At 60.1% G+C, this 23,915-nt stretch carries 20 protein-coding genes; 11 read left to right on the top strand and 9 right to left on the bottom strand.

What is annotated here, in order from left to right:
* Positions 1-333: 333 nt before the first annotated feature.
* The 4 genes from ACI77I_RS12530 (at position 334) to ACI77I_RS12515 (ending at position 6,214) form a co-directional block, all read left to right on the top strand.
* Entirely contained in the window at positions 334-633 is a 300-nt protein-coding gene (locus tag ACI77I_RS12530; RefSeq protein ID WP_094953438.1) for a DUF6124 family protein, read from the top strand.
* A gap of 114 nt (positions 634-747) precedes the next feature.
* The gene (locus ACI77I_RS12525) at positions 748-1,989 is read left to right on the top strand and encodes an exonuclease SbcCD subunit D C-terminal domain-containing protein (RefSeq protein WP_094953439.1); all 1,242 of its coding nucleotides are present in this window, start codon (positions 748-750) and stop codon (positions 1,987-1,989) included.
* Positions 1,986-5,624: an AAA family ATPase gene (locus tag ACI77I_RS12520; protein ID WP_406997692.1), complete on the top strand. Its 3,639-nt coding sequence runs from the start codon at positions 1,986-1,988 to the stop codon at positions 5,622-5,624. Before ACI77I_RS12525 ends, ACI77I_RS12520 begins: the two co-directional genes overlap by 4 nt.
* On the top strand, positions 5,621-6,214 hold the full coding sequence (locus ACI77I_RS12515) for a glutathione S-transferase (RefSeq protein WP_242150235.1): 594 nt from the start codon (positions 5,621-5,623) through the stop codon (positions 6,212-6,214). The genes ACI77I_RS12520 and ACI77I_RS12515 overlap by 4 nt, the downstream gene beginning before the upstream one ends.
* Before the next feature lie 126 nt (positions 6,215-6,340).
* Here the strand turns inward: ACI77I_RS12515 and ACI77I_RS12510 are convergent, their stop codons facing one another.
* The 5 genes from ACI77I_RS12510 to ACI77I_RS12490 form a co-directional block, all read right to left on the bottom strand.
* Positions 6,341-6,520 (bottom strand): hypothetical protein, encoded by a 180-nt coding sequence (locus ACI77I_RS12510; RefSeq protein WP_065907868.1) that lies wholly within the window; start codon positions 6,518-6,520, stop codon positions 6,341-6,343.
* A 155-nt stretch (positions 6,521-6,675) separates the two neighbouring features.
* The gene (locus ACI77I_RS12505; protein ID WP_094953442.1) at positions 6,676-7,851 is read right to left on the bottom strand and encodes a lactonase family protein; all 1,176 of its coding nucleotides are present in this window, start codon (positions 7,849-7,851) and stop codon (positions 6,676-6,678) included.
* Positions 7,838-8,134: a DUF5629 family protein gene (locus ACI77I_RS12500; protein ID WP_242150238.1), complete on the bottom strand. Its 297-nt coding sequence runs from the start codon at positions 8,132-8,134 to the stop codon at positions 7,838-7,840. Before ACI77I_RS12500 ends, ACI77I_RS12505 begins: the two co-directional genes overlap by 14 nt.
* Before the next feature lie 117 nt (positions 8,135-8,251).
* The gene (locus ACI77I_RS12495) at positions 8,252-10,627 is read right to left on the bottom strand and encodes an RND family transporter (protein WP_242150241.1); all 2,376 of its coding nucleotides are present in this window, start codon (positions 10,625-10,627) and stop codon (positions 8,252-8,254) included.
* Positions 10,628-10,643: 16 nt separating this feature from the next.
* On the bottom strand, positions 10,644-11,678 hold the full coding sequence (locus ACI77I_RS12490) for a WD40/YVTN/BNR-like repeat-containing protein (RefSeq protein WP_406997697.1): 1,035 nt from the start codon (positions 11,676-11,678) through the stop codon (positions 10,644-10,646).
* A gap of 421 nt (positions 11,679-12,099) precedes the next feature.
* On the opposite strand from ACI77I_RS12490, the gene ACI77I_RS12485 reads away from it, so the two are divergent.
* Together ACI77I_RS12485 and ACI77I_RS12480 are read left to right on the top strand one after the other, a co-directional pair.
* The gene (locus ACI77I_RS12485) at positions 12,100-13,215 is read left to right on the top strand and encodes a Gfo/Idh/MocA family protein (RefSeq protein WP_406997691.1); all 1,116 of its coding nucleotides are present in this window, start codon (positions 12,100-12,102) and stop codon (positions 13,213-13,215) included.
* A gap of 326 nt (positions 13,216-13,541) precedes the next feature.
* Positions 13,542-14,924: a M10 family metallopeptidase C-terminal domain-containing protein gene (locus ACI77I_RS12480; RefSeq protein WP_406997690.1), complete on the top strand. Its 1,383-nt coding sequence runs from the start codon at positions 13,542-13,544 to the stop codon at positions 14,922-14,924.
* A 219-nt stretch (positions 14,925-15,143) separates the two neighbouring features.
* Here the strand turns inward: ACI77I_RS12480 and ACI77I_RS12475 are convergent, their stop codons facing one another.
* Complete coding sequence (locus tag ACI77I_RS12475) at positions 15,144-16,769, bottom strand: methyl-accepting chemotaxis protein (protein WP_094950693.1); 1,626 nt, start codon at positions 16,767-16,769, stop codon at positions 15,144-15,146.
* A gap of 234 nt (positions 16,770-17,003) precedes the next feature.
* Here ACI77I_RS12475 and ACI77I_RS12470 point away from each other — a divergent pair, with 234 nt between their 5' ends.
* The 3 genes from ACI77I_RS12470 to ACI77I_RS12460 are packed head-to-tail and all read left to right on the top strand — an operon-like array spanning position 17,004 to position 19,462.
* Positions 17,004-18,431, top strand: a complete 1,428-nt coding sequence (locus tag ACI77I_RS12470) for a nucleobase:cation symporter-2 family protein (protein ID WP_406997689.1) — start codon at positions 17,004-17,006, stop codon at positions 18,429-18,431.
* A 12-nt stretch (positions 18,432-18,443) separates the two neighbouring features.
* Positions 18,444-18,905, top strand: coding sequence for an LEA type 2 family protein (locus ACI77I_RS12465; RefSeq protein WP_094950691.1), 462 nt, complete (start codon positions 18,444-18,446; stop codon positions 18,903-18,905).
* A 5-nt stretch (positions 18,906-18,910) separates the two neighbouring features.
* The gene (locus ACI77I_RS12460; protein ID WP_094950690.1) at positions 18,911-19,462 is read left to right on the top strand and encodes a GNAT family N-acetyltransferase; all 552 of its coding nucleotides are present in this window, start codon (positions 18,911-18,913) and stop codon (positions 19,460-19,462) included.
* 520 nt (positions 19,463-19,982) lie between these two features.
* On the opposite strand, the gene ACI77I_RS12455 is transcribed toward ACI77I_RS12460, so the two are convergent.
* Complete coding sequence (locus ACI77I_RS12455; RefSeq protein WP_406997688.1) at positions 19,983-20,909, bottom strand: carbon-nitrogen hydrolase family protein; 927 nt, start codon at positions 20,907-20,909, stop codon at positions 19,983-19,985.
* Between the two features lie 91 nt (positions 20,910-21,000).
* On the opposite strand from ACI77I_RS12455, the gene ACI77I_RS12450 reads away from it, so the two are divergent.
* A complete protein-coding gene (locus ACI77I_RS12450) occupies positions 21,001-21,900 on the top strand; it encodes a LysR family transcriptional regulator (RefSeq protein WP_406997687.1) in 900 nt (299 codons plus the stop codon).
* Here ACI77I_RS12450 and ACI77I_RS12445 read toward each other — a convergent pair.
* Positions 21,893-22,147: a hypothetical protein gene (locus ACI77I_RS12445; RefSeq protein WP_003190904.1), complete on the bottom strand. Its 255-nt coding sequence runs from the start codon at positions 22,145-22,147 to the stop codon at positions 21,893-21,895. The two genes, ACI77I_RS12450 and ACI77I_RS12445, sit on opposite strands and share 8 nt — an antisense overlap.
* Before the next feature lie 164 nt (positions 22,148-22,311).
* Here ACI77I_RS12445 and ACI77I_RS12440 point away from each other — a divergent pair, with 164 nt between their 5' ends.
* Complete coding sequence (locus ACI77I_RS12440; protein ID WP_242150255.1) at positions 22,312-22,641, top strand: YqjD family protein; 330 nt, start codon at positions 22,312-22,314, stop codon at positions 22,639-22,641.
* 35 nt (positions 22,642-22,676) lie between these two features.
* Here ACI77I_RS12440 and ACI77I_RS12435 read toward each other — a convergent pair whose 3' ends face one another.
* Positions 22,677-23,714 (bottom strand): Ldh family oxidoreductase, encoded by a 1,038-nt coding sequence (locus tag ACI77I_RS12435; RefSeq protein WP_406997686.1) that lies wholly within the window; start codon positions 23,712-23,714, stop codon positions 22,677-22,679.
* Positions 23,715-23,915: the final 201 nt, after the last annotated feature.

The raw sequence follows: 23,915 nt of genomic DNA, 5'->3' as shown, positions 1-23,915 counted from the left end.
TCCAGATCGACATGCATTGTTAAAGGCCAGCAATCCATATCTCTTTAACTTGCGGGAAGTTTCCTAGACAATCCTTCGGCCTTGCGCCTGCTCACTCCACTGGCTAGCCTTCGCTCCGTCGCTGCATATCAGCGATCAGGGGTGAGATCCTGTGATGTGATTAGGTGCCAATTGCCACAACCGCGAGCAACATGCTCTATGGCGGCTGTGTGCGGGCAGACTTCGGTCTGACCGGGTGCTCCTGACCGGCAATCTCACCCCGCACATAGCTGCCACCTTTTGACGAGTGAGATCGGCAAAAGAATGGCTCCAGACCTTTCAGGAGTTTCATTCATGAACAAAATCGTCCCAGACCCACCCCGCTTCACCCCCGACCGCGAAATCTTCGAGCGCGCCCTGAGCCACTACCTACAACCCGACTCACCGCCGTCTTTCTCCGCACATCACGACCTCAGCTTCGAAGACGCCCTCGCCCAACTCTGCGACCTGTTGCGCTGCGCAGCCGCCACCGCAGCGGCCTCCACCCAAGGGCTGTCCGCCGACCAACACCACCTGGCCGGCGCCACCGAGCACCTGATCAACAGCGCCAGAACCCTCGCCGACCGCGCGCTGGACTGCCTGCACGCCGCATAACCCCTGTGGGAGCTGGCTTGCCGGCTCCCACATTCGATCTGGCTCGTCCGCAGGCACTGTGTGGGCTTTTACAGGTAAACTCCCCTCCTTTTCATCTTCTCCACGGAGTTCGCCTTGCGTCTGTTCCACACCTCCGACTGGCACCTCGGCCAAAACCTGCATGGCCAGGAACGCGACTTCGAACACGCCTGTTTTCTCGAGTGGCTGCTGGGCCAATTAAACGCCGAGCAGCCAGATGCGCTGCTGATCGCCGGCGATATCTTCGACACGGTCAACCCGCCGCTCAAGGCCCAAGAGCGTCTGTATGACTTCATCATCAGCGCCCATGAACAAAACCCGAAACTCACGATTGTGATGATCGCCGGCAACCACGACTCCGGCTCGCGTATCGAATTGCCGGCGCCGCTGATGCGCCGCTTGCGCACGCATGCCTTGGGCCGCGTGCTGTGGCTGGATGACGGCCAACTGGATGCCGAACGTTTGCTGATCCCGCTGCCTGACGCCAAAGGCAAGATCGCCGCCTGGTGCCTGGCGCTGCCATTTTTGCGCCCGGCGGAAGTCACCGGCGCGCACTTGGGCGACGACTACCTGCGCGGCATCGGCCAGGTACATGAGTGGCTGATCGCCGCCGCCAACGCCAAACGCAAAAAAGGCCAGGCGCTGATTGCCATCAGCCATGCGCATATGGCGGGTGGCTCGGTGTCGGAAGACTCCGAGCGCAGCCTGATCATCGGCAATGCCGAGGCGCTGCCCGCCAAACTGTTCGATGCCAGCGTGGCCTATGTCGCCCTCGGCCATTTGCACAAGCCGCAGCAAGTGAATGGCGAAGAAAGGATTCGCTACAGTGGCTCGCCAATCCCCTTGTCGTTTTCCGAAATCGGCTACAAACATCAGATTCTCGATGTGACCTTTCAGGGCCAACGCCTGGTGAGTGTCGAGCCGCGCCTGATTCCGCGCTCGGTCAACCTGCAACGCCTGGAAGCCGCGCCGCTGGCGGATATCCTCAAGGTATTGGCCGACCTGCCCGACATCGACCTGCTCGCCGAAACCCAACGCCACCCGTGGCTGGAAGTGCGCGTGCGCCTCGACGAGCCGCAACCGGACCTGCGCCAGCAAATCGAAACCGCCCTGCAAGGCAAAGCCGTGCGCCTGGTGCGCATCGCCGCTGAATACGCCGGCCAACGCGGCAGCGACAACACGGACGACGAGCGCCTGATCGAACTCGACCAGCTCACGCCCCAGGAGCTGTTCAGCCGCGCCTGGCAGGACAGCTACGGCAGTGAAGTGGATGAACAGACCTTGAAGGATTTCGCCGTGCTGCTCCAGGAAGTACAACAGGAGGGCGAACAGCCATGAAGATCCTCGCCATCCGCCTGAAAAACCTCGCCTCCCTGGCAGGCCCGTTTGAAATCGACTTTACCGCCGAGCCCCTGGCCAGCGCTGGGTTGTTCGCCATCACCGGGCCGACCGGCGCAGGTAAAAGTACGCTGCTCGATGCGTTGTGCCTGGCGCTGTTTGGCGCAGTGCCGCGCCTGGGCGATACCGGCCAGGCCAAGATGCCGGATGCCGACAGCGATATTTCCATCGGCGACCCGCGCACCCTGCTGCGTCGCGGTACCGGCGGCGGTTATGCCGAGGTGGATTTCGTCGGCGTCAGTGGCCGTCGCTACCGCGCTCGCTGGGAAGCCAACCGTGCCCGCGACAAGGCCAGCGGCAAGTTGCAGAACAGCCGACAAAGCCTGATCGACCTCGACAGTGACCAACTGCTGGCCAGCCAGAAGACCGAATACAAAACCCAGCTGGAACTGGCCCTGGGCTTGAACTTCGAGCAGTTCACCCGTGCGGTGTTGCTGGCGCAAAGCGAGTTCAGTGCGTTTCTGAAGGCCAACGACAATGAGCGTAGCGAACTGCTGGAAAAGCTCACCGACACCGCGCTCTACACCCAGCTTGGCCGCCGCGCCTTCGACAAGGCCAAGGATGCCAAGGACGCGCATAAACAGCTGCAAGACCAAGCCACCGGCGTGGTGCCCCTGGCTCCCGAAGCCCGCGCCGAACTTGATCAACAGTTGGCCGAGGCCCAGCAACAGCTCAAGACCCAGCAGGCCCAGCTCAAGCAGTTGGAGCTGCAACACACCTGGCTCAAGGAACTGCGCGAATGGCAGGAGCGCCAGCACAGTGCGACGGAGCAACTGCAACGGGCGCAGGCGGACTGGGACGGCCAAGGCGCACAACGCCAGGACTTGAGCCGCCTGGAGCATTTGGCACCGCAGCGCCATCAGTTTGCTCGGCAAGCTGAACTGGGCACATTGTTGACGCCCCTCGCTGCGCAGATTCAGCAGCATATCGAGCAGCAAACCGTGCTGCACACACGTCAGGAGCAGGCGCAACAGCAGCAAGCAGCCGCCCAGGCAACATTGGCCGACGCGCTGAAAACCCAGGCCGACGCCGTGCCATTGCTGCGTCAAGCGTTTGAGGAACAAAGCACCCTCGCCCACCTGACCAAGGACTTGGCCAAACGCACCGAGGATAAACAGCAACACGCCAGCGCCTGTACCGAAGGCCACGCGTTACTCAAAGCGTTGCAGGACAAACACAGCCAAGTCGCCGAGGGCCTGCAACGCCTGGCCGCTGAGCTTGAGCGCAGCGCCACTCTCGCCCCGCTGAGCGACGCCTGGAGCGCTTACCGCGATCGTCTGCAACAGTTGATGCTGGTCGGCAATCGCCTGAATAAGGGCCAGGCTGAATTGCCGCAGCTGGAACAGCGCGCCACCACCGCCGCCGAGCAGTTCACTCAGCAACGCGACGCGTTGGACCTGCTGTATCAGGAAGCCGGCGCCGAGCCACACGCCGTCGCCGAGCAGATCCAGTTACTCGCCAGCCTGCTGCAGGACAACCGCAAACAGCAGCGCGCGTTTGAAGACCTTACGCGCCTGTGGGACAGCCAGCAGCAGCTGGATCAACAGAGCGCCAACCTCACACAAAGACTCGCGGACGCGCAGCAGCAGCGCGAACAACTGAACCAGAGCGGCCTGCAAACCAAGGCCGAGCTGACCATCGCCGAGCAAACCCTGACGGTGACCAAGCAACTGCTGGAACGCCAGCGCCTGGCGCGCAGTGCCAGTGTCGAAGAACTGCGCGAGCAGTTGCAGGATGACCAGCCGTGCCCGGTGTGCGGCAGCCATGAACATCCGTATCACCAGCCTGAAGCGCTGCTGCAAAGCCTCGGCCGACATGACGAAAACGAAGAAGCCACGGCGCAGAAAGCCGTCGATATCCTCAAGGAAAAACTCACCGAGTTACGTGGTGAAGTGGGCGGCCTGATCGCCCAGCAAAAGGAGTTCCTGCAACAGCAGGAGCAACTGGCGACGCAGCAACAAGCACTGAAACCGAGCCTGGATGCCCACCCGCTGGCCGCCTCACTGTTCAATCAGGACGCCGCCAAGCGCAGCACTTGGTTGGCCCAGCAACTGGCGCAGTTGACGCAAAGCATCACCCAGGACGAACAACGCCAAGGCGCCCTGCTCAACCTGCAACAAAATGCCGGGCGCTTGCAGCAACAACTGCAAGCCGCCCAGGACGCCAGCCAGCAAGCCCGCCAGTTACTGGCGGACCAGCAACGCGAGCTGTCCAACGACCGTGAGCGCCTTGACGAAGAACTCAAGGCCTTCGCCGGCCTGCTGCCCGCCGAGACTCTCGACGGTTTACGCCGCGAACCGGCAGCGACCTTCATGCAGCTAGACCAGCACGTCAGCCAGCGTCTTGAGCAGCTTGGCCACCAGCGCGATGAACTGGCCGAGCAGCAAGAACGTCAGCAGGCCATCGAGAAAGAACAGACCCACCAGCAGCATCGCCAGCAGCAGCTGGACGCTTTGCACCTGCACGTCACCGAGTTGGCCACGCAACAACAGGCCGCACAGGAAAGACTCACGGCCCTGCTGGGCGATCACGCCAGTGCCGAACAGTGGCAACAGCAGCTGGAACAGACGGTGGTGCAGTCACGCCAGAGCGAAGCCGACGCCAACCAACAACTGCAAGAGATCCGCAGTGCGCTGGTGCAACTGGCCGCCGACCTCAAGGCGCAGCAGGAGCGCCTACAGGCGCTGGCGGCCGAGCAACATAGCCTCGACGAGCGCCTGGGCGAATGGCGTGCCCTGCACCCTGAACTGGATGACGATGGGCTCACGCGCTTGCTGGGCTTTGATGACAGCCAAGTCAGCGCACTGCGCCAGCAGCTGCAACACAGCGAAAAAGCCGTCGAGCAAGCCAAGGTGCTGCTGCAGGAACGCGAACAACGCCTCGTCGAGCATCAGGCTTTGCACAACGGCAACCTGGACGTTGAGCAACTCGATAGCAGCTTGGCTGCGCTCAACCAACAATTCACCGAGGGCGAGAAACACTGCGCCGAATTGCGTGCGCGCCAGGCCGAAGACCAGCGTCGTCAGGACGCCAACCACGCGCTGGCCGACCAGATCACTAAGGCTTACGAAGAATGGCAGCGCTGGGCGCGCCTGAATGCACTGATCGGCTCGGCCACTGGCGACACTTTCCGCAAGATCGCCCAGGCCTACAACCTCGACTTGCTGGTGCACCACGCCAACGTGCAACTGCGCCAACTGGTGCGCCGCTACCGCCTAAAACGCGGCGGCAGCATGCTGGGGCTGTTGGTGATGGACACGGAAATGGGCGATGAACTGCGCTCGGTGCACTCGTTGTCCGGTGGCGAAACGTTCCTGGTGTCGCTGGCGCTGGCCTTGGGCCTGGCGTCGATGGCCTCCAGCACTTTGAAAATCGAGTCGTTGTTTATCGACGAAGGCTTCGGCAGCCTCGACCCCGAGTCGCTGCAATTGGCGATGGACGCGTTGGACGGTTTGCAGGCCCAGGGCCGCAAGGTGGCGGTGATTTCCCACGTGCAGGAAATGCACGAGCGCATCCCGGTGCAGATCCAGGTCAAGCGCCAGGGCAATGGCCTGAGCACCTTGGAGGTCAAGTGAGTGAGGCGCTGCTGTATTCGTTTCGGCGCTGCCCGTACGCGATGCGGGCGCGCCTGGCGTTGCGCTATTCAGGCGTGCCCGTACAGATCGTCGAGGTAAGCCTCAAGGCCAAACCGGCGGAAATGTTGGCGCTGTCGCCCAAGGGCACGGTGCCCGTATTGAGCGTGGACGGCCGGGTGATTGAAGAAAGCCTGGAAATCATGCAGTGGGCGCTGGCGCAGCACGATCCTGAGGATTGGTTACTGCAGGGTGACCCGGCGGTGCTGGAACTGATTACCGAGAATGATCAGGTGTTCAAACATCACCTGGATCGATACAAGTACGCCGATCGCTACCCGCAGCAGCCGATGGAACATTATCGGGCAGAGGGCGAGGTGTTTTTGCAGAAGCTGGAAGGATTACTGGCGGGCCGGGAGTTTTTGCTGGCCGACCATTTGAGCCTGGCCGATGTAGCACTGGCGCCGTTTGTGCGCCAGTTTGCGCATGTGGACCGGGAGTGGTTTGCCGGAGCGCCGTATCAGCGCTTACAAAACTGGCTACAACGCTTTCTGGAATCGCCGCTGTTTATTGCAGTGATGGCAAAACCCTGAAATCAACACAATCAAATGTTGGAGCTGGCTTGCCTGCGATGCCGTCAACTCGGTCCAACGGATACACCGAGTTAATTTCATCGCAGGCAAGCCAGCTCCCACATTTGACCGCCGTTCAGCTCAAGCTCAGTGCTGGGTTTTGTGATCCAGTGCGGCATAGAAGTTGGCGCTTTGTTGCAGGTATTTCTGGGTGTAGGCGGATGTACTGGATTTTTTGCCGGCAACGTCCACGCTGGCAGCGGCTGGCAATGCCACGGTGGCGGAAACAGCAGAAGCGGCGATGATGGAGAAGAGGTTCAAGTTCATGTCGGTAACCCTTGTGTTCGTTTGGTGAGGTGGCCGGGAAGGCCTTGGAACCAAACTTACGCCCGAGGGCTGAACCTTAGAAATGCTTTGAAACAGTAGCAGCTATTAATACAATTAATACTAAAGGTCAGGCCCCGCACTGCGGGGCCTGTGGCTTATTGACGCACCAGGAACTTGAGGTCGCTAGGGGCATCGATCGGCAGTTTCTGCACGGTTTTACCCAGCAGGCCGGTCTTGGGGTCGCGTTCGACGACCACGATTTGGTTGCTTTTCTGGTTGGCGATCAGCAAGAACTTGCCGCTCGGGTCCAGGCTGAACTCACGCGGGTGGTCGCCTTCCACGGTGCGGCGCTGCAGCTCCTTGAGGTGCGCGGTGGCCGGGTCGATGCTGAACACCAGCATCTGGTTGGCGGTGCCACGGTTGCTCACGTAGAGGAATTTGCCATCGCTTGAAGCATGCAGCGCGGCGCCGGCCTTGTCGGACACCGGTTGCCCGCCAGCGAACTCCACCAGTTGGGTTTGGCTGAGCTTGCCGTCGTTGTAATCAAACACCGCGACCTGGGCGCTCATCTCGGTGGTCAGCCAGGCATGCTTGCCGTCCGCGCTGAACAACAAGTGACGCGGGCCGCTGCCGGGCGGCAGCTGCACCGAGGCCGGGTTGGCCGGGGTCAGTGGCAGCTCGTGGTTGGCCTTGGGGTCGTAGTGGTAGGCAAAAATCTTGTCGGCCCCAAGGTCCTGAACAAACACGTACTTGCCGTCCGGCGATGACACCACCGAATGCACATGGTTGGATGCCTGGCGCTCAGGGTTCACCCGGCTGGACGGGTGCCCGCTCAGTTGCACCGGCGCCGATAACTTGCCATTGGCGTCGACCGGCAGCACGGCCAGGCTGCCGCCCGGGTCTTCGAGTACCGAATAGTTGGCAACGAACAGGTAGCGTCCATCAGCCGCCAGGCTGGAATGGGTCGGCTCATTGCCCAGGCTCTGCACTTGGTTGATCAGGCTGAGCTGGTGACTCTGCGGGTCAATGCTGTAGCTGCTGACGCGGCCGACCGAGTCTTTCTGGCCTGGGCCGTTTTCGTTGACCACAAACAGATGCTTCTGGTCTTTGGAGATCGTCAGCCACGACGGGTTGGCCGCCTTGGCCGCCAACTCCGGTTTACCGGTGAACTGGCCGGTACGGCTGTCAAATTGCAGGCGGTAAATACCTTCGCTGGTGCCGGCGGTGTAACTGCCCACCAGCAACTCGTAGGTGTCAGCCGGCGCAGCTTGCACCGACATCGCACCGACACTGCCCGCCATCAGCAGAGGCCAGAATTTACGCATCATCATCCGCTTCGTCCTCATCGTTATTGTTGCCGGTGACGCCGCTCATGCAGACCAGGCGATGCTCGCCCGACTCACCGGTAAGGGTCCAGCTTTGCAGGGTTTGATCAAAGACCGCAGCGTTGATTTGCTCCAGGCTGAAACTCCAGCGTTTCTCGGCACGACCGTCCATGCAGACGATTAGCAACTTCTGGTCATCCAAGCTGAAGTCGAAGGTGTGCAGCCCATCGATTTCGACCATCTGGCAGTCTTTAAACGCGTCGAGCAAGGTAGCGGTGTCGGCAGTCATAACTAACAGTCATCAAAAGGAAAGACCTCATGATAGGTCAAATTGTTGCATCGACCTAAGACCGCGCCATGCAAAACGCCGTAGCACAGGCCACGGCGTTTTGGCGACAACGATGAATCAGTGCGCAAACAACGAATTGCCCTTCTGCCCCGCCAGCTTTTCCGGCTTGATCAGGAATCGTGCCAGCGCCGGCAACAGCCACAACGCGCCGAACATGTTCCACAGCAACATGAAGGTCAGCATCAGTCCCATGTCGGCCTGGAACTTGATGGCCGAGAAGATCCAGGTGCACACGCCGATGGCCAGGCACAGCCCGGTAAACAACACGGCCTTACCGGTGGATTTGAGCGTCTGGTAGTACGCCTCTTGCAACGGCAAGCCGGCGCGCAGAAAGCTTTCCAGGCGACTGTAGATGTAGATGCCGTAGTCCACGCCAATCCCCACGCCCAATGCCACCACCGGCAAGGTCGCGACTTTGACGCCGATGCCCATGAACGCCATGAGCGCGTTGCCCAATACCGACGTCAGTACCAGCGGCAGCACGATACACAGCGTCGCCGCCCAGGAGCGGAAGGTGATCATGCACATGGTCGCCACGCACAGGTACACCAAGATCAAGATGATCAGTTCCGACTCTTTAATCACCTCGTTGGTCGCGGCTTCAATCCCGGCGTTACCGGCGGCGAGGATAAACTCCAGGCCATCCTTGTTGTTGTCCTTGGCGAAGTCCTGCACCGCATGCACCGCGCGGTCGAGGGTTTCGGCCTTGTGGTCGTTGAGGAACACCAGCACCGGCGCCAGCGAGCAATTGTTGTTGTACAGGCCGTCGGCGCGGGCGATGGAGTTGTTCAGCACGTCGGGGTTGCGCGACAGGGTTTCCCATTTCAGGTTGCCCTCGTTCATACCCTTGATCATCTGCTTGGACACGGTCACCAAGGAGATCGCCGACTGCACGCCTTCGGTGTTCTGCATCTTCCACATCAACTGGTCGATGGGCGCCATGGCTTCGTAGCGCGAGCAGCCTTCGGCACGCGTCTTGACCATCACCACCAGCACGTCGGAACTGGTGGAGTAGTTGCTGATGATGAAGTTGTTGTCTTTGTTGTAGCGCGAGTCCGGGCGAAGTTCCGGCGCACCTTGGTCGAGGTCGCCGATTTTCAGGTTCTGGCTGTACCAGAGGCCGCCACCGAAGGCGATCAGGGCCAACAGAATCGAGACCGGCGCGACTTTGGGGCTGGCAAATTTTGACAGCAGGCGCCAGAACGGATGTTCGCGGTGCGCATCCTTCTTGCTTTTGGCAATGGCGCGCGTGCTGATGCCGACATAGGAAATCGCCACCGGCAGCAGAATCAGGTTGGTGAACACGATCACCGCCACGCCGATGGAGGCGCCGATGGCCAACTCGCGGATCACGCCGATGTCGATGATCAACAGCGTGATGAAGCCCACCGCGTCAGCGAGGATCGCGATCATGCCGGGCAGGAACAGTTGCCGGAACGTGCGTCGCGCCGCCGTCAGCGCGTTGTCCGCTTCACTCGATTGCAGGGCAATGCCGTTGATCTTCTGCACGCCGTGGGAAATACCGATGGCGAAGATCAGGAACGGCACCAGCATCGAATACGGATCGAGCCCGAAGCCGAAGAAGTGCATCAACCCGAGTTGCCAGACCACCGCCACCAGCGTCGTGCTCAACACCGCGACGGTGCTGCGCAGGCAGTTGGTGAACCACAACAGCAGAATCAGGGTGATGATGAAGGCGATGCCGAAGAACAGCACCACCATCACCAGGCCGTCGATCAAGTCGCCGACCTTCTTGGCAAACCCGACGATATGAACCTTGATATTGGGGTTCTGCGCTTCGAATTTGTCGCGGATCTTGTCTTCGAGTTCATGGGAGAACGTGCGGTAGTCCAGGGCCAGCAACTTGCCCTGGTCTTGTGGGTCCGGGTAGGACTCTAGCAGCGGAATGTCGACGATGCTCGACTTGAAATCGTTGGCAACCAGGCGCCCAACCTGGCCGGATTTGAGCACGTTGTTGCGCAGTTGGTCGAGACTTGCCGGCGAGCCGTTGTAGCTCTGCGGGATCACTTCGCCGCCGGCAAAGCCTTCTTCGGTCACCTCTGTCCAGCGTACGCTGGGGCTCCACAGTGACTTAAGGCCCGAGCGGTCGACGCCGGAGATGTAGAACACCTCGTCGTTGATCTGGCGCAGGGTCTCCATGTATTCCTTCGTGAAGATGTCACCGTCCTTGGCCTCCACCGAGATGCGCACCGTGTTGCCCAGGTTGGCCAGGTCGTTGCGGTGCTCCATCATCTTTTCGATGAAGGGGTGCTTGAGCGGGATCATCTTTTCAAAGCTGGTGGACGGGCGAATCAACGTCGCCTGCCAGAACAGGAAAATACTCACCAGCAGGCAGATGACGATGACTGCCGGGCGGTTGTTAAAGATCAGGCGCTCAAGAAAGGTCGCTTTATCGTTGTGATGACTGCTCATTCTTTCCCCGCCCTTATTATTGTTTTACGCGTTCAGCGCCGCTGGCCGTGGCGACGCGAACGCCACCCTGCCCGACCAGAATCAAGTTGCCGTTGCCTGCCGCCGTGACCGCCGAGAGTGAAATGCGGTCCGGGCGATTGAATACGCTGAAGGTCTGCCCGTCGTCGTGGCTGACCACCACGCTGCCACCGTTGCCGACCACCACCAGCGAGCCGTCATCGAGCAAGGTCGCTCCCGACAAGCCGAACTCCAGGGCGCCGCGCGTCGCGTTCAGTTCGACCTGCTCCCAGGTGCTGCCGAAATCCGTGGAGCGGTAAAGATTGCCGCGCAGGCCATAGGCCAACAGGGTTTGTGCTTGAGCGGTGCCGATCACGCCAAACAACGAGCCCTCATACGGGCCTTCGAGTTTTTCCCAGGTCTGGCCGTCGTCACTGGAGCGGAACATGCTGCCTTGCTCGCCGACGATAAACAGGCCGGCATCCTTGATGTAGGCGATGGCGTTGAGGTGAAACTGGTCTTCGTTGTCGAGGCGCTCGCTGACGTCGTCCCAGGTTTTGCCGCCATCGGTGGTTTCGATCAACGCACCGTAGGCGCCCACGGCCAGGCCGTGGTTGGCGTCCTTGAACCAAATGTCGAGCAACGGCGCTTCGCGCTTGAGGTCCTGGTATTGCTGGGTCCAGGTGGCGCCGCCGTCGGCGCTTGCGAGAATTTGCGCATCATGGCCGACGGCCCAGCCTTGTTTAGCGTCGACAAAAAATACCGCTGTGAGCAGTTGCCGGGACGGCACCTTGGCTTGGGTCCAGGTGCTGCCCTGGTCATCGGAATAGAGGATGTGCCCCCGATCACCAACGGCCACCAGACGAGAGCCCGCGTGGACCACATCGATCATCAGGCCTTTGGCGGCCTTGGGGGATTCAATCGCAAATGCCGGCGCTGCGCCGGTATCGCCGGCTGCCAGCACGGGTGTCGACAACACCCCCAGCAGCGAGAGCGCTGTGGCCAACATCGCAACCCTGCGTGCGGCGCGTGGGCGGCAAACAACCCAACCCATGACAGGCTCACTCATAGACCTTTCTCCCGATTTATTATTGTTAGGTCGTCTCGCCTTCCTGGGCTCTGAAACCTGCAATCTAGAGCGCCTGGAGCAAGCAGGATCCATCCTATCGGGGTTTCGAATCGTCTGACAATCGGCGCTACGTTATCTTTTGTTAACTGGCGGCTTTTGGCCATGGGCTGAATATGACTGCATTACCGCGCTTGATGATGCTCACTCCCACGCTCCTGCGTGGGAATGCATCCCGTGACGCTCTGCGTCACCCGCAGGACGCAAAGCGTCCCCGGCGGCATTACCACGCAGAGCGTGGGAACGATCGAGATCGATCGCAATGAATTTTTATTCCACATCTTGAAATATGCGAATTTTTATTCCATTAATACCCCTCTTGAAAACAATAATTCAAAGGAACACCGCTATGCGTGAACTCGGAATCGGCCTGATCGGCACGGGCTTCATGGGGCGCGCCCACGCCCTGGCGTTCAACAATGCCCGCGCGGTCTTCGAACTGCCGGTACACCTCAAGCTGGCCGCGCTGGCCGATGCCGACACCGAACGCGCCCAACGCTGTGCCGCGGCCTGGGGGTTTGCCCAGGCCCATGGCGACTGGCAGGCGTTGATCAACGACCCCAAGGTCGACGTGGTGGCCATCACTACGCCCAACCACTTGCACTACCCCATGGCCATGGCAGCGATAGCGGCGGGCAAAGCGGTGTATTGCGAGAAGCCGCTGGCCGTCAGCCTTGAGCAGGCCGACGCCATGCGCTGCGCCGCCAGTGCGGCTGGGGTCGTCACACGGGTCGGCTACAACTATCAGCACAACCCGATGATCAGCCTGGCGCGGCAGATGATTGCCAATGGCGAGCTGGGCGAAATCATCAGTTTCCAGGGTGAGTTCAGCGAAGACTTCATGGCCGACGCGGCCTCGCCTTGGTCGTGGCGCTGCGAAGTGGAGCATGCCGGGGGCGCCCTGGCCGATTTGGGCAGCCACTTGCTGTCGATGGCGCGCTATTTAGTCGGCGATGTGCACAGCGTGTGCGCCGACACCCAGACCGTCCACGCCCAGCGCCCGGCCGTCAAAGGCAGCAGCGACCTGAAACCCATCGCAGTGGATGACCAAGTGCATGCCCTGCTGCGATTCGCCAATGGCGCGCGCGGCACGGTGAGCAGCAGTTGGCTCAAGCACGGCTACAAAAACCACCTGAGTTTTGAGATCAGCGGCACTCAAGGCACGCTGGCGTTTGACCAGGAACGATTGAATGAACTACAGGTGTGCCGCGTCGGCCAGGACGGTTTCCAACGTGTGCTGGCCGGTCCCGCCCTGCCCGGCTATGCCGCGTTCAGCCCAGCCGCTGGGCATCAACTGGGTTACAACGAGTTGAAGACCCTGGAAGTGCACGAGTTGATCATGGCGCTGGCTGGGCAAGGCGCGGATGGCACTGACTTTGATGCTGCCTGGGCGGTAGAGCGGCTGGCCGCCGCCATACGCCTGGCCGCCATACAAGCGCGATGGGTCAACGTCAGCGAGCTTTAGGACGCTCGGGTTCCTCGGCTGGGTCGGCGTGCCCCCCCAGGGTGTACGCCGCCAAGCATGCTCACATGCGCTGGGTTAAGGTATTCCCAATGCCCATACGCCAGGGTAGTTAATACAAAACGCGCCAGCCCTGTTTAACCGAATGACTTTTTCGTCCCGACAGACTATTAAGTTCCGACACACTTACACTACTTATCATACCCCCGCGCAAACCTGACCTATTTAAGTCGCATATAGAAATACACCCAAACTTCTATTCCCAACAAAAAAGATTATTTTATCGCCTCTCCCAACGCGTTCTTTATTCTTTTTTGCCGAGGACTGCCATGTCGCTCACTCCCGCGAATACGACTGCACTTTTCCATGCCCATCAATACAAAGCCGACAACCTGCAGACGCCAATCAAACATGACGTTCCGTCACCCGCCCATCCAAGGGATATCGCAACACAGCTCACCCGCGAAAATTTCAGAATCAAGGATCGAAACGGTGACGGCCAAATAACCATAGGCTACAAATTCTTCAACTCATCCGATCCCCAAGCGTCCTGGCTTAAAGACAGCGGGGCGTTGGCGTTCAGCGAAGCCAGGAAAAAAGCGTTCAGAAGTTCAATTCGGGCGTGGGAAGATGTGGTGAAGGTCAAGTTTGTCGAGAATGCCAAAAATGCAGACGCCTTGTTGGTCATTCATGGCAATAACGGTGTAGGCGGTTACGCCACCATGCCCAGTGACCATAGTAAAAACATGAACATCGGGATCGGCTTGGGCGACGATAACTCACCTTTGAACTCGTCAATGATTCACGAAATCGGTCATAGCCTGGGGCTTGGGCACCCGGTCGGAGAGCACCCTGAAAACAACAAGACCCATACGGCCATGTCCTACAACACCCATTGGTGGCGGCCCCGTGACGAGAATGGCGTCAGCGTGTCGGACAGCGCGTCAACCCCAATGATGCATGATATTACTGGGGGGCAGCGTCTCTACGGTGCCAACAATGAAACCCGTACGGGCAATACCACTTATGGCTTCAACTCCAACGCTGACCGCGATTACTATAGTTTGACCTCCGCCGATGAATTGACCTCCTTCTGCGTATGGGATAACGGCGGAAATGACACCTTGGACTTTTCTGGTTTCAAACAAAACCAGAAGATCAACTTGAACGCCGAACAGCTTTCGAACGTAGGCGGCAGGGAAGGTAATGTGTCTATCGCCAAGGGCGTTATTGTGGAAAATGCCATCGGTGGCGCCGGGCACGATCTACTGATCGGCAACGCTGTTCGCAATCGCATAACTGGAGGGGCCGGGGGCGACACGCTCTACGGCGGCGGCGGCGCTGATACGTTTATATACCGCAGAGTCAGCGACTCCTCTCCCAAAAGACCAGACAGACTTCAGGATTTCGTCAGTGGTGTCGATAAAATAGATATTTCCGGGGTCTTGAAAGAGTCTGGAATCTCTAAGGTAAGTATTACCGAGGCGTCTCCCGGCGAGCGCGGAACAATGGATGGTCAGAAAGGCGAGTTGATGTTGGACTATGATCCAAATGTTAGAATGCACCGGTTGATTCTGAATGTGGGTGATGGTTTCCACAAAGTATTAATGATCCTTAGCAAGCCCCCCATAAAACCAGACGATATATTGACAACCGCCCGCTCACGCCCTCAATTACACCGCCCACGCCAAAGCAGGGCTGAAACCGTATAAAACCTTTAACGATGATGCCGTCTGCGCGCGTCCTACAACAACTCGCATTTGCTCACGAAACTTACCCCGAGAGAGGAGAAAATCAACGTGAGCAACATGAGTAAAAACACACCCATAACGCTTAACCACGTCAATACATAGGCGTGAAATCCCAGTAAGGCGGCGATCTCTAAACGCCACCGCGGGAGCGCCGCACCGTCGCTCCCGCACATTTAAGTCTCAGATAACGAAGCGCGCGACCATCCCATTCAAATCCACCGCCAGGCGCGACAGCTCATGGCTGGCTGCGCTGGTCTGGTTGGCACCGGCTGCCGACTGGGTCGCCAGGTCGCGGATGTTGACCAGATTGCGGTCCACCTCACGGGAAACCTGGGCCTGCTCTTCCGACGCACTGGCGATCACCAGGTTGCGCTCGTTGATCAGGCTGATGGACTGGGTGATCTGCTCCAGCGCCACACCGGCGGCGCGGGCCATTTCCAGGGTGCTGTGGGTGCGCTGGTTGCTCTGCTGCATCGACTGCACTGCTTCACCGGTGCCGGTCTGAATGCCGGCGACCATTTTCTCGATTTCCTGGGTCGACTGCGCAGTGCGGTGGGCCAAAGCCCGCACTTCATCGGCTACCACCGCAAAGCCACGCCCGGCTTCACCGGCGCGGGCCGCTTCAATCGCCGCGTTGAGCGCCAACAGGTTGGTCTGTTCAGCAATCGCGCGGATCACGTCGAGTACCTTGCCAATGTCACGGCCTTGAGTGGCCAGGCCTTCAATCATCACCGAGGTGTTTTGCACGTCCTGGGTCATGGTCTGGATCGCGCCGACGGTTTCCACCACGCGGTCGCGGCCTTCACGTGCCGCTTGGTTGGACTGGCTGGAGGCTTCGGAGGTGGACACCGCGTTGCGCGCCACCTCTTCCACTGCAGCGGTCATTTCGTTGACGGCTGTGGCGGCCTGGTCGATTTCGTTATTCTGTTGTTGCAGGCCTTTGGAGGCCTCTTCGGTGACAACGCTCAACTCATGCGCAGCAGACGCCAACTGCGTGGCCGAACCGGCAATGTGCTGGATGGTCTGGCGCAGGTTGATTTGCATCGCCGACAAGGCGCCGAGCAGGCGCGCCGGCTCATCCTTGCCATCGTCTTCGATGAGCTTGGTGAGGTTGCCGCCGGCGATGGTTTCGGCCGCTTCCACGGCTTTGAGCAGCGGCGTAACGATGCTGCGAGTCAGCAGCCAGGCCAGCAAAACCGTCATCAGTGCCGCGACCACTGACACGATGATGATCCCGGTGACAGCTTGCTGATAGCTGCTTTCAGCATCCAGAGCCGCCTGGTCAGCGTCGGCGCCGTTGATGGCGATCAGCTTGTTCAACTGCTCGCCCATCCGGTCGGTGCCGTCCTTGATGCGCGTATTGATCAAGGTGCGCATCTCTTCAACTTTGTTCTGCTGGGACAGCGACATCATCTCGGCCTGGGCGGCTAAGTAACTGTCGAGGGTCGCGACGAAGGTTTTGTACAGCGCCGCCTCTTCCGCACCTGCCGGCATGACGGCATAAGCACTCTGGGCCTGCTTGACCTTATCGACCAATACGGCCACGCGGGTCTTGGCTTCTTCCAGGGCCGCCGGCTCGCGGTTGATCAGGATGCGAAAAGACAGGATGCGCAGGCGCAGGACGTTCTCGGTCAAGTTGCCGAGATACTTCACACTGGGTAATTGATTGGTCCCCATGTCCAGCGAAGACTGGCGAATCTGCGTCATGCGGTTGACGGCAAATACACCAAGGATCACGACGAGCAACGCAATGAACGCAAAGCCGAGAAACGCGCGAGGGGCAATATTCAGATGACGGAGGGACATAGGGCTGCTCTCGAGAAGTAGTGTTGGCGTGCATCCCTGCCGCGACACGATCAGCCGGCGTCAACGCGCAGCTCTGATCTTTGGGCACCACTGTTGTAATAGTTGGGTGGGCTTAACGAGGGTATCGGCAGGCGAGTGGATTTTATGCAGGATGTTTCGAAATATTTTTACACACTTCTGACAGCTGGAACTTTCTGGCATCCTGCGCGCCCCTTTCCTTCTCGGGCCTGTATTTTGTCTGAAGCTCAAACCCCTCGCCCCCGCTATAAATCCGACCTGATCTACGGCCTGGAAGACCGCCCGCACTTCACCGCGGCGATTTTTGCAGCGTTGCAACACGTGCTCGCCAGTTTCGTCGGCATCATCACCCCCACGTTGATCGTCGGCGGCGTATTGGGCCTTGAAAGCGAAGTGCCCTATCTGGTGAGCATGGCGTTGTTCGTGTCGGGCCTGGGCACTTTCGTGCAGGCGCGCACCTTTGGCCCGATCGGTTCCGGCCTGCTGTGCCTGCAGGGCACTAGCTTTTCGTTTATCAGCGTGATCCTCAGCGCCGGCTTTATGGTCAAAGCTCGGGGCGGTGGCACCGATGAGATTCTTTCGACGATTTTCGGCATCTGCTTCTTCGCGGCGTTTATCGAAGTGGTGCTCAGCCAGTTCATCGGCAAATTGCGCAAACTGATCACACCGGTGGTGACCGGTACCATCATCACGTTGATGGGCTTGTCGTTGATCAAAGTGGCGGTCACCGACATGGCCGGCGGCTTTGGTTCAAGTGACCTGGGCGCGGCGAGCAACATGGGCCTGGCGGCGCTGGTGCTGCTGACCATCGTGGTGCTCAACCGCTTCAACAACCCGTTCCTGCGTCTGGGTTCGATTGTGATCGGCCTGACCCTGGGGTTTGTGGTGGCCTGGTGGATGGGCCGCGTCGACCTGGCCGCATTGCCTCAAGTGCCGTTGATCAGCGTGCCGGTGCCGTTCAAATACGGTTTCTCGTTCGACTGGGTGGCATTTATCCCGGTGGCGGTGATCTTCCTGATTTCACCGTTGGAAGCCGCCGGTGACTTGACCGCCAACTCGATGATTTCCCAACAGCCAGTCAAAGGCCCGCTGTATATCAAGCGCATCAAGTCGGGCCTGTTGGCCGATGGCCTCAACTCGGCGATGGCGGCGACGTTCAACAGCCTGCCGATGGTGACTTTCGCCCAGAACAATGGGGTGATCCAGTTGACCGGCGTGGCCAGCCGTTATGTGGCGTACTTTATCGCCGGCCTGCTGGTGCTGCTGGGGCTGTTCCCGATGATCGGCGCGGTGCTGCAACTGATGCCCAAGCCGGTGCTCGGCGGCGCCACGTTGATCATGTTCGGCACCGTGGCGGTGGCCGGGATCAAGATCCTCGCCGAAGCCGGGCTGCACCGGCGCAATGTGCTGATCGTGGCGATCTCGCTAGGCATGGGCCTGGGCGTGGCCGCCGTGCCGGAAGTGTTGCGCGACCTGCCCAAGGCGCTGCACAACATCTTCGAATCGCCGATCACCGTGGGCGCATTCTGTGCAATCCTGCTGAACATTTTCCTGCCGGAAGAGTTCATAGAGCTGCAAGAAGATGAATTTGATCCGGAGTCCTCTACCCTCAAGGTCATGCAGGATCCGGACGTCACGAAATAGGAGCACCTTTATATGCGCAAGCTCATGGTTCTATCGTTACTGCTGCTGACCTTGAGCGCCTGCGCGCTGTTCCCCAACCGCGACCCGGTGAATATCACCGTGGTGGGCATCGAGCCGCTGCAAAGCCAGGACTTGGAAGTGCGCTTCGCCGTGAAGCTGCGGGTGCAAAACCCCAATGAAACGGCGATTGACTACAGCGGCGTAGCCCTGGACCTGGACGTCAATGGCCGGCCATTGGCGTCTGGGGTGAGTGATCAAACCGGAAGCATCCCACGCTTTTCCGAGACCGTGCTGACAGTGCCGGTCAGCGTTTCAGCGTTTTCTGTATTGCGCCAGACCCTGGGCCTGAGCCAGACCCAAAGCTTGAACAAGCTGCCTTACGTACTGCGCGGCAAACTCGCGGGTGGCCTGTTCGGAACCCAGCGTTTTGTCGATCGCGGTACGTTGAACCTGCCGAACACGGCCACCTGGTAAACGCCATGCAACCGACTTTGTTCACCGAAAGACTGATCCTGCGCCCGCTGACCCTGGACGATGTCGAGGCCGTCCAGCAGCAATTCGCGCATTGGGAAGTGGTGCGCTACCTCAGCGACGAGGTGCCGTGGCCCTTCCCGGCCGACGGCGCTCGCAGCTTCCTGGAACAGGTCGCCTTGCCGGCCATGGCCCGAGGCGAACATTGGCATTGGTCGATCCGCCTCAAAAGTGCGCCAGAACAGTTGATCGGCAATATCTGCCTGATGGATGAGCAGGACGATAACCGGGGCTTCTGGCTGGGCCCGCAATGGCAAGGCCAAGGCTTGATGACCGAAGCCAGCGCGGCGGTGACCGAGTATTGGTTTGATGTGCTCAAGCGCCCGCTGATGCGTGTGCCCAAAGCCGCACCCAACCAAGGGTCACGGCGGATATCGGAACGCGCCGGGATGCGCTTGATCAGGACGCAGACAGGCCAATTTGTCGCAGGCAGCTTCCCGCGGGACATTTGGGAGATGACCCGCGAGGAGTGGCTGGAACTCAAATCAGCCAAACAATGAAGATCTAATGGGGGAGCGGGCTTGCTCGCGAAGGCGGTGGGTCAGTCCGCTCATTTGCAACTGAAACACCGCCTTCGCGAGCAAGCCCGCTCCCACATTGGGATTTCATTACATCAGCTAAATAGGGTGGTGTGGTGCTCTGCTTTTGCTTCTACCACTCAGGTCGGCTACTAGGCCGCCGTGCTGTAGATTTTGATCTTGATCTGACAGGCCCCGTTAACCACGCTGGCCGCACGCAGGCTTGAATCCGTGGGTAACCCGGCAGGACGCCGGGTTAGCCGCGCTGGGCCAAGGATGGCCCATCGCGGCGGCCCACGGATTCAAGCCTGCGTGCGGGCATGCCGAGCCTAAGCGAGGCACCGAGTGGTGGGGCAAAGCGTTTTTTGGTTACTTTTTTAGGCGTTTGTAAAAAAGTGACTCGCTGTAAGAGCGAAACCCTAAGCCGCCGTTACCGCAGCAACGGATATGTACCCAATCTACCTAAAGAAGCGCCCCCAAAGACCGCTATCGCCGGCAAGCTTTAGTCAGTGATAGTGCGCACGCCCGGCTTGGCGCGCTCATCCACCACCAGCTCGAAAATATCCGGCCGCGCATAGTGCCCCACCACGTCATAGTCATAACGTGCGCGTACCAAATCATCGGTATTGATCTGCGCGGTCAGCAGCCCCGCCTCCCCCAGCAGCGGCCCAGCGAGAATGTCGCCCATCGGCCCGATAATCACACTGCCGCCAGCGATCAACGACCGGTCTGACGGCCAGTTGGCAACCTCCACGCCCAACGCCTCAGGCGATGCCTGCACCTGGCAAGCGCTTACCACGAAACAACGGCCTTCATGGGCGACATGGCGCATGCTCACCTGCCACATCTCGCGCTCATCCACCGTGGGTGCGCACCACACCTCCACGCCTTTGGCGTACATCGCGGTGCGCAGCAAAGGCATCATGTTTTCCCAGCACACCGCGCCGCCGAGGCGGCCTACCGCTGCGTCGATCACCGGCAAGGTCGAGCCATCGCCCTTGCCCCAAATCAGCCGCTCGGTGCCGGTAGGCATCAACTTGCGGTGCTTGGCCACCAGGCCGCCCGACGGCTCGACATACAGCACTGTGCAATACAGCGTGCTGCCACTGCGCTCGATCACACCCAGTACCAGGCTGGCGCCGGTGCGTGCCGACAACCCGGCCAGCGCCTCAGTCTCCACGCCTGGCACGTCGATGGCATTGGCAAAGTAGCGCGCAAACGCTTCGCGACCTTCGGGCAGGCGATAACCCAACTGCGTGCCGAAACCCTCGCCCTTGGGATAGCCGCCCAGCAAGGCCTCGGGCATCACCACCAGTTGCGCACCGCTGCGCAGGATCTGGTCCTCATAGGCGAGGATTTGCGCCAGGGTCTGAGCTTTGCCGCCGGGCGACGAACCGATTTGCAAAGCGGCCACGGTAGAAATGGGCATCACGATCACTCCAAATGTTAGGGGTTGCCCATTCTCCGGCCAGCCTCGATCATGAATAAAGCCCACCTCAGTGCTAAATGATATGAGCCAAATGAATATCGCCCAGGTTGATTTGAACCTGCTGAAAACCTTCGAAGCCTTGCACGATGAGTCCAGCGCCAGCCGCGCGGCATTGCGCCTGGGCGTCACCCAGTCGGCGGTCAGCGCAGGCCTGAGGCGTTTACGCGAACTGTATGGCGATCAATTGTTTGTACGCACTGGTCGCGGTTTGGCGCCCACCTTGCGCGCCAACCAGCTGAAACCGGTGATCAGCGAAGCGCTGGACCGCTGCCGACAGAGTCTGGCGATGATCAATCCGGATAACCCCGACTACCAGGGCCGGTCAGTGGTACTGGGCTTGTCCGATGATTTCGAGATTGCCCATGGCCGCCAACTGATGCAGGAAATTGCCCTGCGCGCGCCCAAACTGCGGGTGATCTTCCGGCAAACCCACAGCCAGATCGTCGCGGGCGCCCTGCTCGACCGCAGCCTGGACTTGGCGATCACCGCCGGCGGCTTTGCCGAGCGCCGGCTGAGCCGGCACGTGTTGGGGGAAGGCGATTACCGCTGCCTGGTCGACCCGCACAGCCTGGCGCCAGGCCAGCTCGGCATCAGCCTGGAGGCGTTCGTTGCACGCGAACATGTGTTGGTGTCGTCGGGCGGGTTTATCGGGATTACCGATGAAGGGTTGGCGGCCCAAGGGTTGAGCCGTCAGGTGTGCGCGTCCACCAGCCACTTTGCCGCACTGCCGTTCCTGCTCAAGGGCAGCAACGCGGTAGCGACGATTCCCGGGCATGCCGCCGAGGCCATTGCGCAGCTCAGCGGCTTGCGCGTGCTGCCCTGCCCGCTGGCGCTGCCGCGCTACCCGGTGGAATTGGGCTGGCGTACCCAGGCCCAGCGCGATCCGCTGCTGCTGAAAGTCCGCGAGGCGGTGGTGGCGTGCTTTACTTAGCCGCAGCCATCAGCTTGTTGACTTCGCTGCGCACCATGTTGGAAAACTCCGGCGGCGACATGCCATCAAGCTCGGCGCGCACCCACTCGGCCCACTTGCCTTTACGCTTGGCGCGCTCGCCAAACAACCGCGCCGCTTCGCCCTTGGCCTTGCCCAGGTTGGTCTGCCACAGGTCGTAGAGGCGGGACTTTTCATCTTCCAGCTCGGCGCGTTCGGCGAGGGTTTTGTTGGCCAGATTGAAGCTCATGTTGAATTACCTGCTGCACAAATAGGCGACATCTTACACTGTAGGTCGAAACTTCCAGATTCGGATTTTACTCAGCGCCGCGCCGCCAGCAAAAAAACTGCAACTTTTGGCGCGGCCCGACACTCCATTGTTCACTGTCACATTCACTCGCAAGGAGTCACACAATGGCCCGCAAAACTGCCGCCCAAACTGCCCAAGCTGTTGAAGATCAAATCAAGGATCAAGCGTTCAGTGAACTGACGGCGTTGATCGAAGAATCGGACAAACTGCTCAAAAGCAGCGCCGCCCTGATAGGCGAGGAAGGCGAAACCTTGCGCGAGCAGGTCGCTATCAAGCTCAAGCAAGCGCTGGACTCGGTGTCCAACGTGCGCGAGCGCAGCAAGCCGGTGGTGGATGCCACCGAGACCTACATCGGTGGCCACCCATGGCAGACCGTGGCCATTTCCGCAGGCTTTGGCCTGGTGGTGGGTCTGTTGCTCGGTCGTCGCAACTAAGCGACTGGGGCTGCTGCCTGCGGCAGCAGCCCGGTTCAACCTTCGGCCAATTCCTGTAGCTGCTGCAGATCCTTCGCTTCAATTTCAACCCCAGCCTCCTGCGACTTCGCCCGTGTGCGATGGCGCCGATCCCCCGGCAACCGCCGCAACCCCGCTGCATGCATCTGCCGCACCAGTTCCTGGCTGCGCTCGGCAAAGCTTTGCCCGGTGGTTTTGCTCGGGTCGATCAGGATCAATAACTGCCCGGTCCAGGGCGTGCGTGCCCCCGGGTGATCCGACCAATCGAACTCAAACGAGAAGTTGCCACCGGTCAACGCCGCCGCCAGCAGCTCGACCATCATCGACAGTGCCGAGCCCTTGTGCCCGCCGAACGGCAACAATGCACCGCCTTCAAGGATGGCTTTAGGGTCCTGGGTCGGCTGGCCAAGGCTGTCGACGCCCATGCCCGGCGGCAGGCGCTCGCCGTTGCGCGCGGCGATCTGCACGTCGCCATGGGCAATGGCGCTGGTGGCCAGGTCAAACACGATGGGCGCGCCGTCTGCCCGTGGTGCGGCAAAGGCGATGGGGTTGGTGCCGAACAGCGGGCGATCGGCACCATGGGGCACCACACAGGTCATGCTGTTGACCACGCTCAGCGCCACCAGGCCTTCTTCGGCGAAGGGTTCGACATCCGGCCACAACGCGGCAAAGTGATGGGAGTTGTGAATAACCAGCAATGCAATACCCGCACTGCGAGCCTTGGCCACCAGCAACGCGCGAGCCGCCGCCAGCGCAGGTTGGGCGAAGCCATTGCAGGCGTCTACCCGTAAGAAGCCGGACGCCACATCGGTGACCACCGGCACGGCCTTGCCGTCGACCCAGCCGCTGGCCAGGGTGCTGAGGTAACCGGGGATGCGGAAGATGCCATGGCTATGCGCGCCATCGCGTTCGGCGCTGGCGCAGTTGTGCGCCAGGATGGCGGCCACCTCAGGCGATGTGCCGTGCGTGACGAAGACCTGTTGTAGCAATACCACCAACTCAGTGAAGCCGATAGAGGTTGACGCCGTGGCAACTGTCGGAGACTGCGCAGACATTTGAAGCTCCGTTTTTATGATTGGAAGGGGGCAACGAATGGACATTCAGACCGTTGATTAAACACCACGCGCCGCGCCTGATGTCAACTTGCGCACGGCCTCATCAGAATCCGCAAAGAGGCTTCGCCTTTACTGTTCGCGAAAACAATAAGCGCAGGCTGTTTTTGGTCACTCGGTTCTTTCAACCGGACCTGGGTAAAT

The sequence above is a fragment of the Pseudomonas sp. D47 genome, assembly GCF_045447305.1.
In the GTDB taxonomy this organism is placed as follows: domain Bacteria; phylum Pseudomonadota; class Gammaproteobacteria; order Pseudomonadales; family Pseudomonadaceae; genus Aquipseudomonas.
This window is presented reverse-complemented; position numbering and strand designations above follow the sequence as displayed.

Excerpts from the sequence above, each read along its gene's own strand:
- ACI77I_RS12440 (WP_242150255.1), top strand. The coding sequence starts at position 22,312 with ATGGCCCGCAAAACTGCCGCCCAAACTGCCCAAGCTGTTGAAGATCAA.
- ACI77I_RS12445 (WP_003190904.1), bottom strand. The coding sequence starts at position 22,147 with ATGAGCTTCAATCTGGCCAACAAAACCCTCGCCGAACGCGCCGAGCTG.
- ACI77I_RS12500 (WP_242150238.1), bottom strand. The coding sequence starts at position 8,134 with ATGACTGCCGACACCGCTACCTTGCTCGACGCGTTTAAAGACTGCCAG.
- ACI77I_RS12475 (WP_094950693.1), bottom strand. The coding sequence starts at position 16,769 with ATGTCCCTCCGTCATCTGAATATTGCCCCTCGCGCGTTTCTCGGCTTT.
- ACI77I_RS12480 (WP_406997690.1), top strand. The coding sequence starts at position 13,542 with ATGTCGCTCACTCCCGCGAATACGACTGCACTTTTCCATGCCCATCAA.
- ACI77I_RS12510 (WP_065907868.1), bottom strand. The coding sequence starts at position 6,520 with ATGAACTTGAACCTCTTCTCCATCATCGCCGCTTCTGCTGTTTCCGCC.
- ACI77I_RS12460 (WP_094950690.1), top strand. The coding sequence starts at position 18,911 with ATGCAACCGACTTTGTTCACCGAAAGACTGATCCTGCGCCCGCTGACC.
- ACI77I_RS12465 (WP_094950691.1), top strand. The coding sequence starts at position 18,444 with ATGCGCAAGCTCATGGTTCTATCGTTACTGCTGCTGACCTTGAGCGCC.
- ACI77I_RS12490 (WP_406997697.1), bottom strand. The coding sequence starts at position 11,678 with ATGGGTTGGGTTGTTTGCCGCCCACGCGCCGCACGCAGGGTTGCGATG.
- ACI77I_RS12455 (WP_406997688.1), bottom strand. The coding sequence starts at position 20,909 with ATGCCCATTTCTACCGTGGCCGCTTTGCAAATCGGTTCGTCGCCCGGC.
- ACI77I_RS12505 (WP_094953442.1), bottom strand. The coding sequence starts at position 7,851 with ATGATGATGCGTAAATTCTGGCCTCTGCTGATGGCGGGCAGTGTCGGT.
- ACI77I_RS12530 (WP_094953438.1), top strand. The coding sequence starts at position 334 with ATGAACAAAATCGTCCCAGACCCACCCCGCTTCACCCCCGACCGCGAA.
- ACI77I_RS12495 (WP_242150241.1), bottom strand. The coding sequence starts at position 10,627 with ATGAGCAGTCATCACAACGATAAAGCGACCTTTCTTGAGCGCCTGATC.
- ACI77I_RS12435 (WP_406997686.1), bottom strand. The coding sequence starts at position 23,714 with ATGTCTGCGCAGTCTCCGACAGTTGCCACGGCGTCAACCTCTATCGGC.
- ACI77I_RS12520 (WP_406997692.1), top strand. The coding sequence starts at position 1,986 with ATGAAGATCCTCGCCATCCGCCTGAAAAACCTCGCCTCCCTGGCAGGC.
- ACI77I_RS12485 (WP_406997691.1), top strand. The coding sequence starts at position 12,100 with ATGCGTGAACTCGGAATCGGCCTGATCGGCACGGGCTTCATGGGGCGC.
- ACI77I_RS12450 (WP_406997687.1), top strand. The coding sequence starts at position 21,001 with ATGAATATCGCCCAGGTTGATTTGAACCTGCTGAAAACCTTCGAAGCC.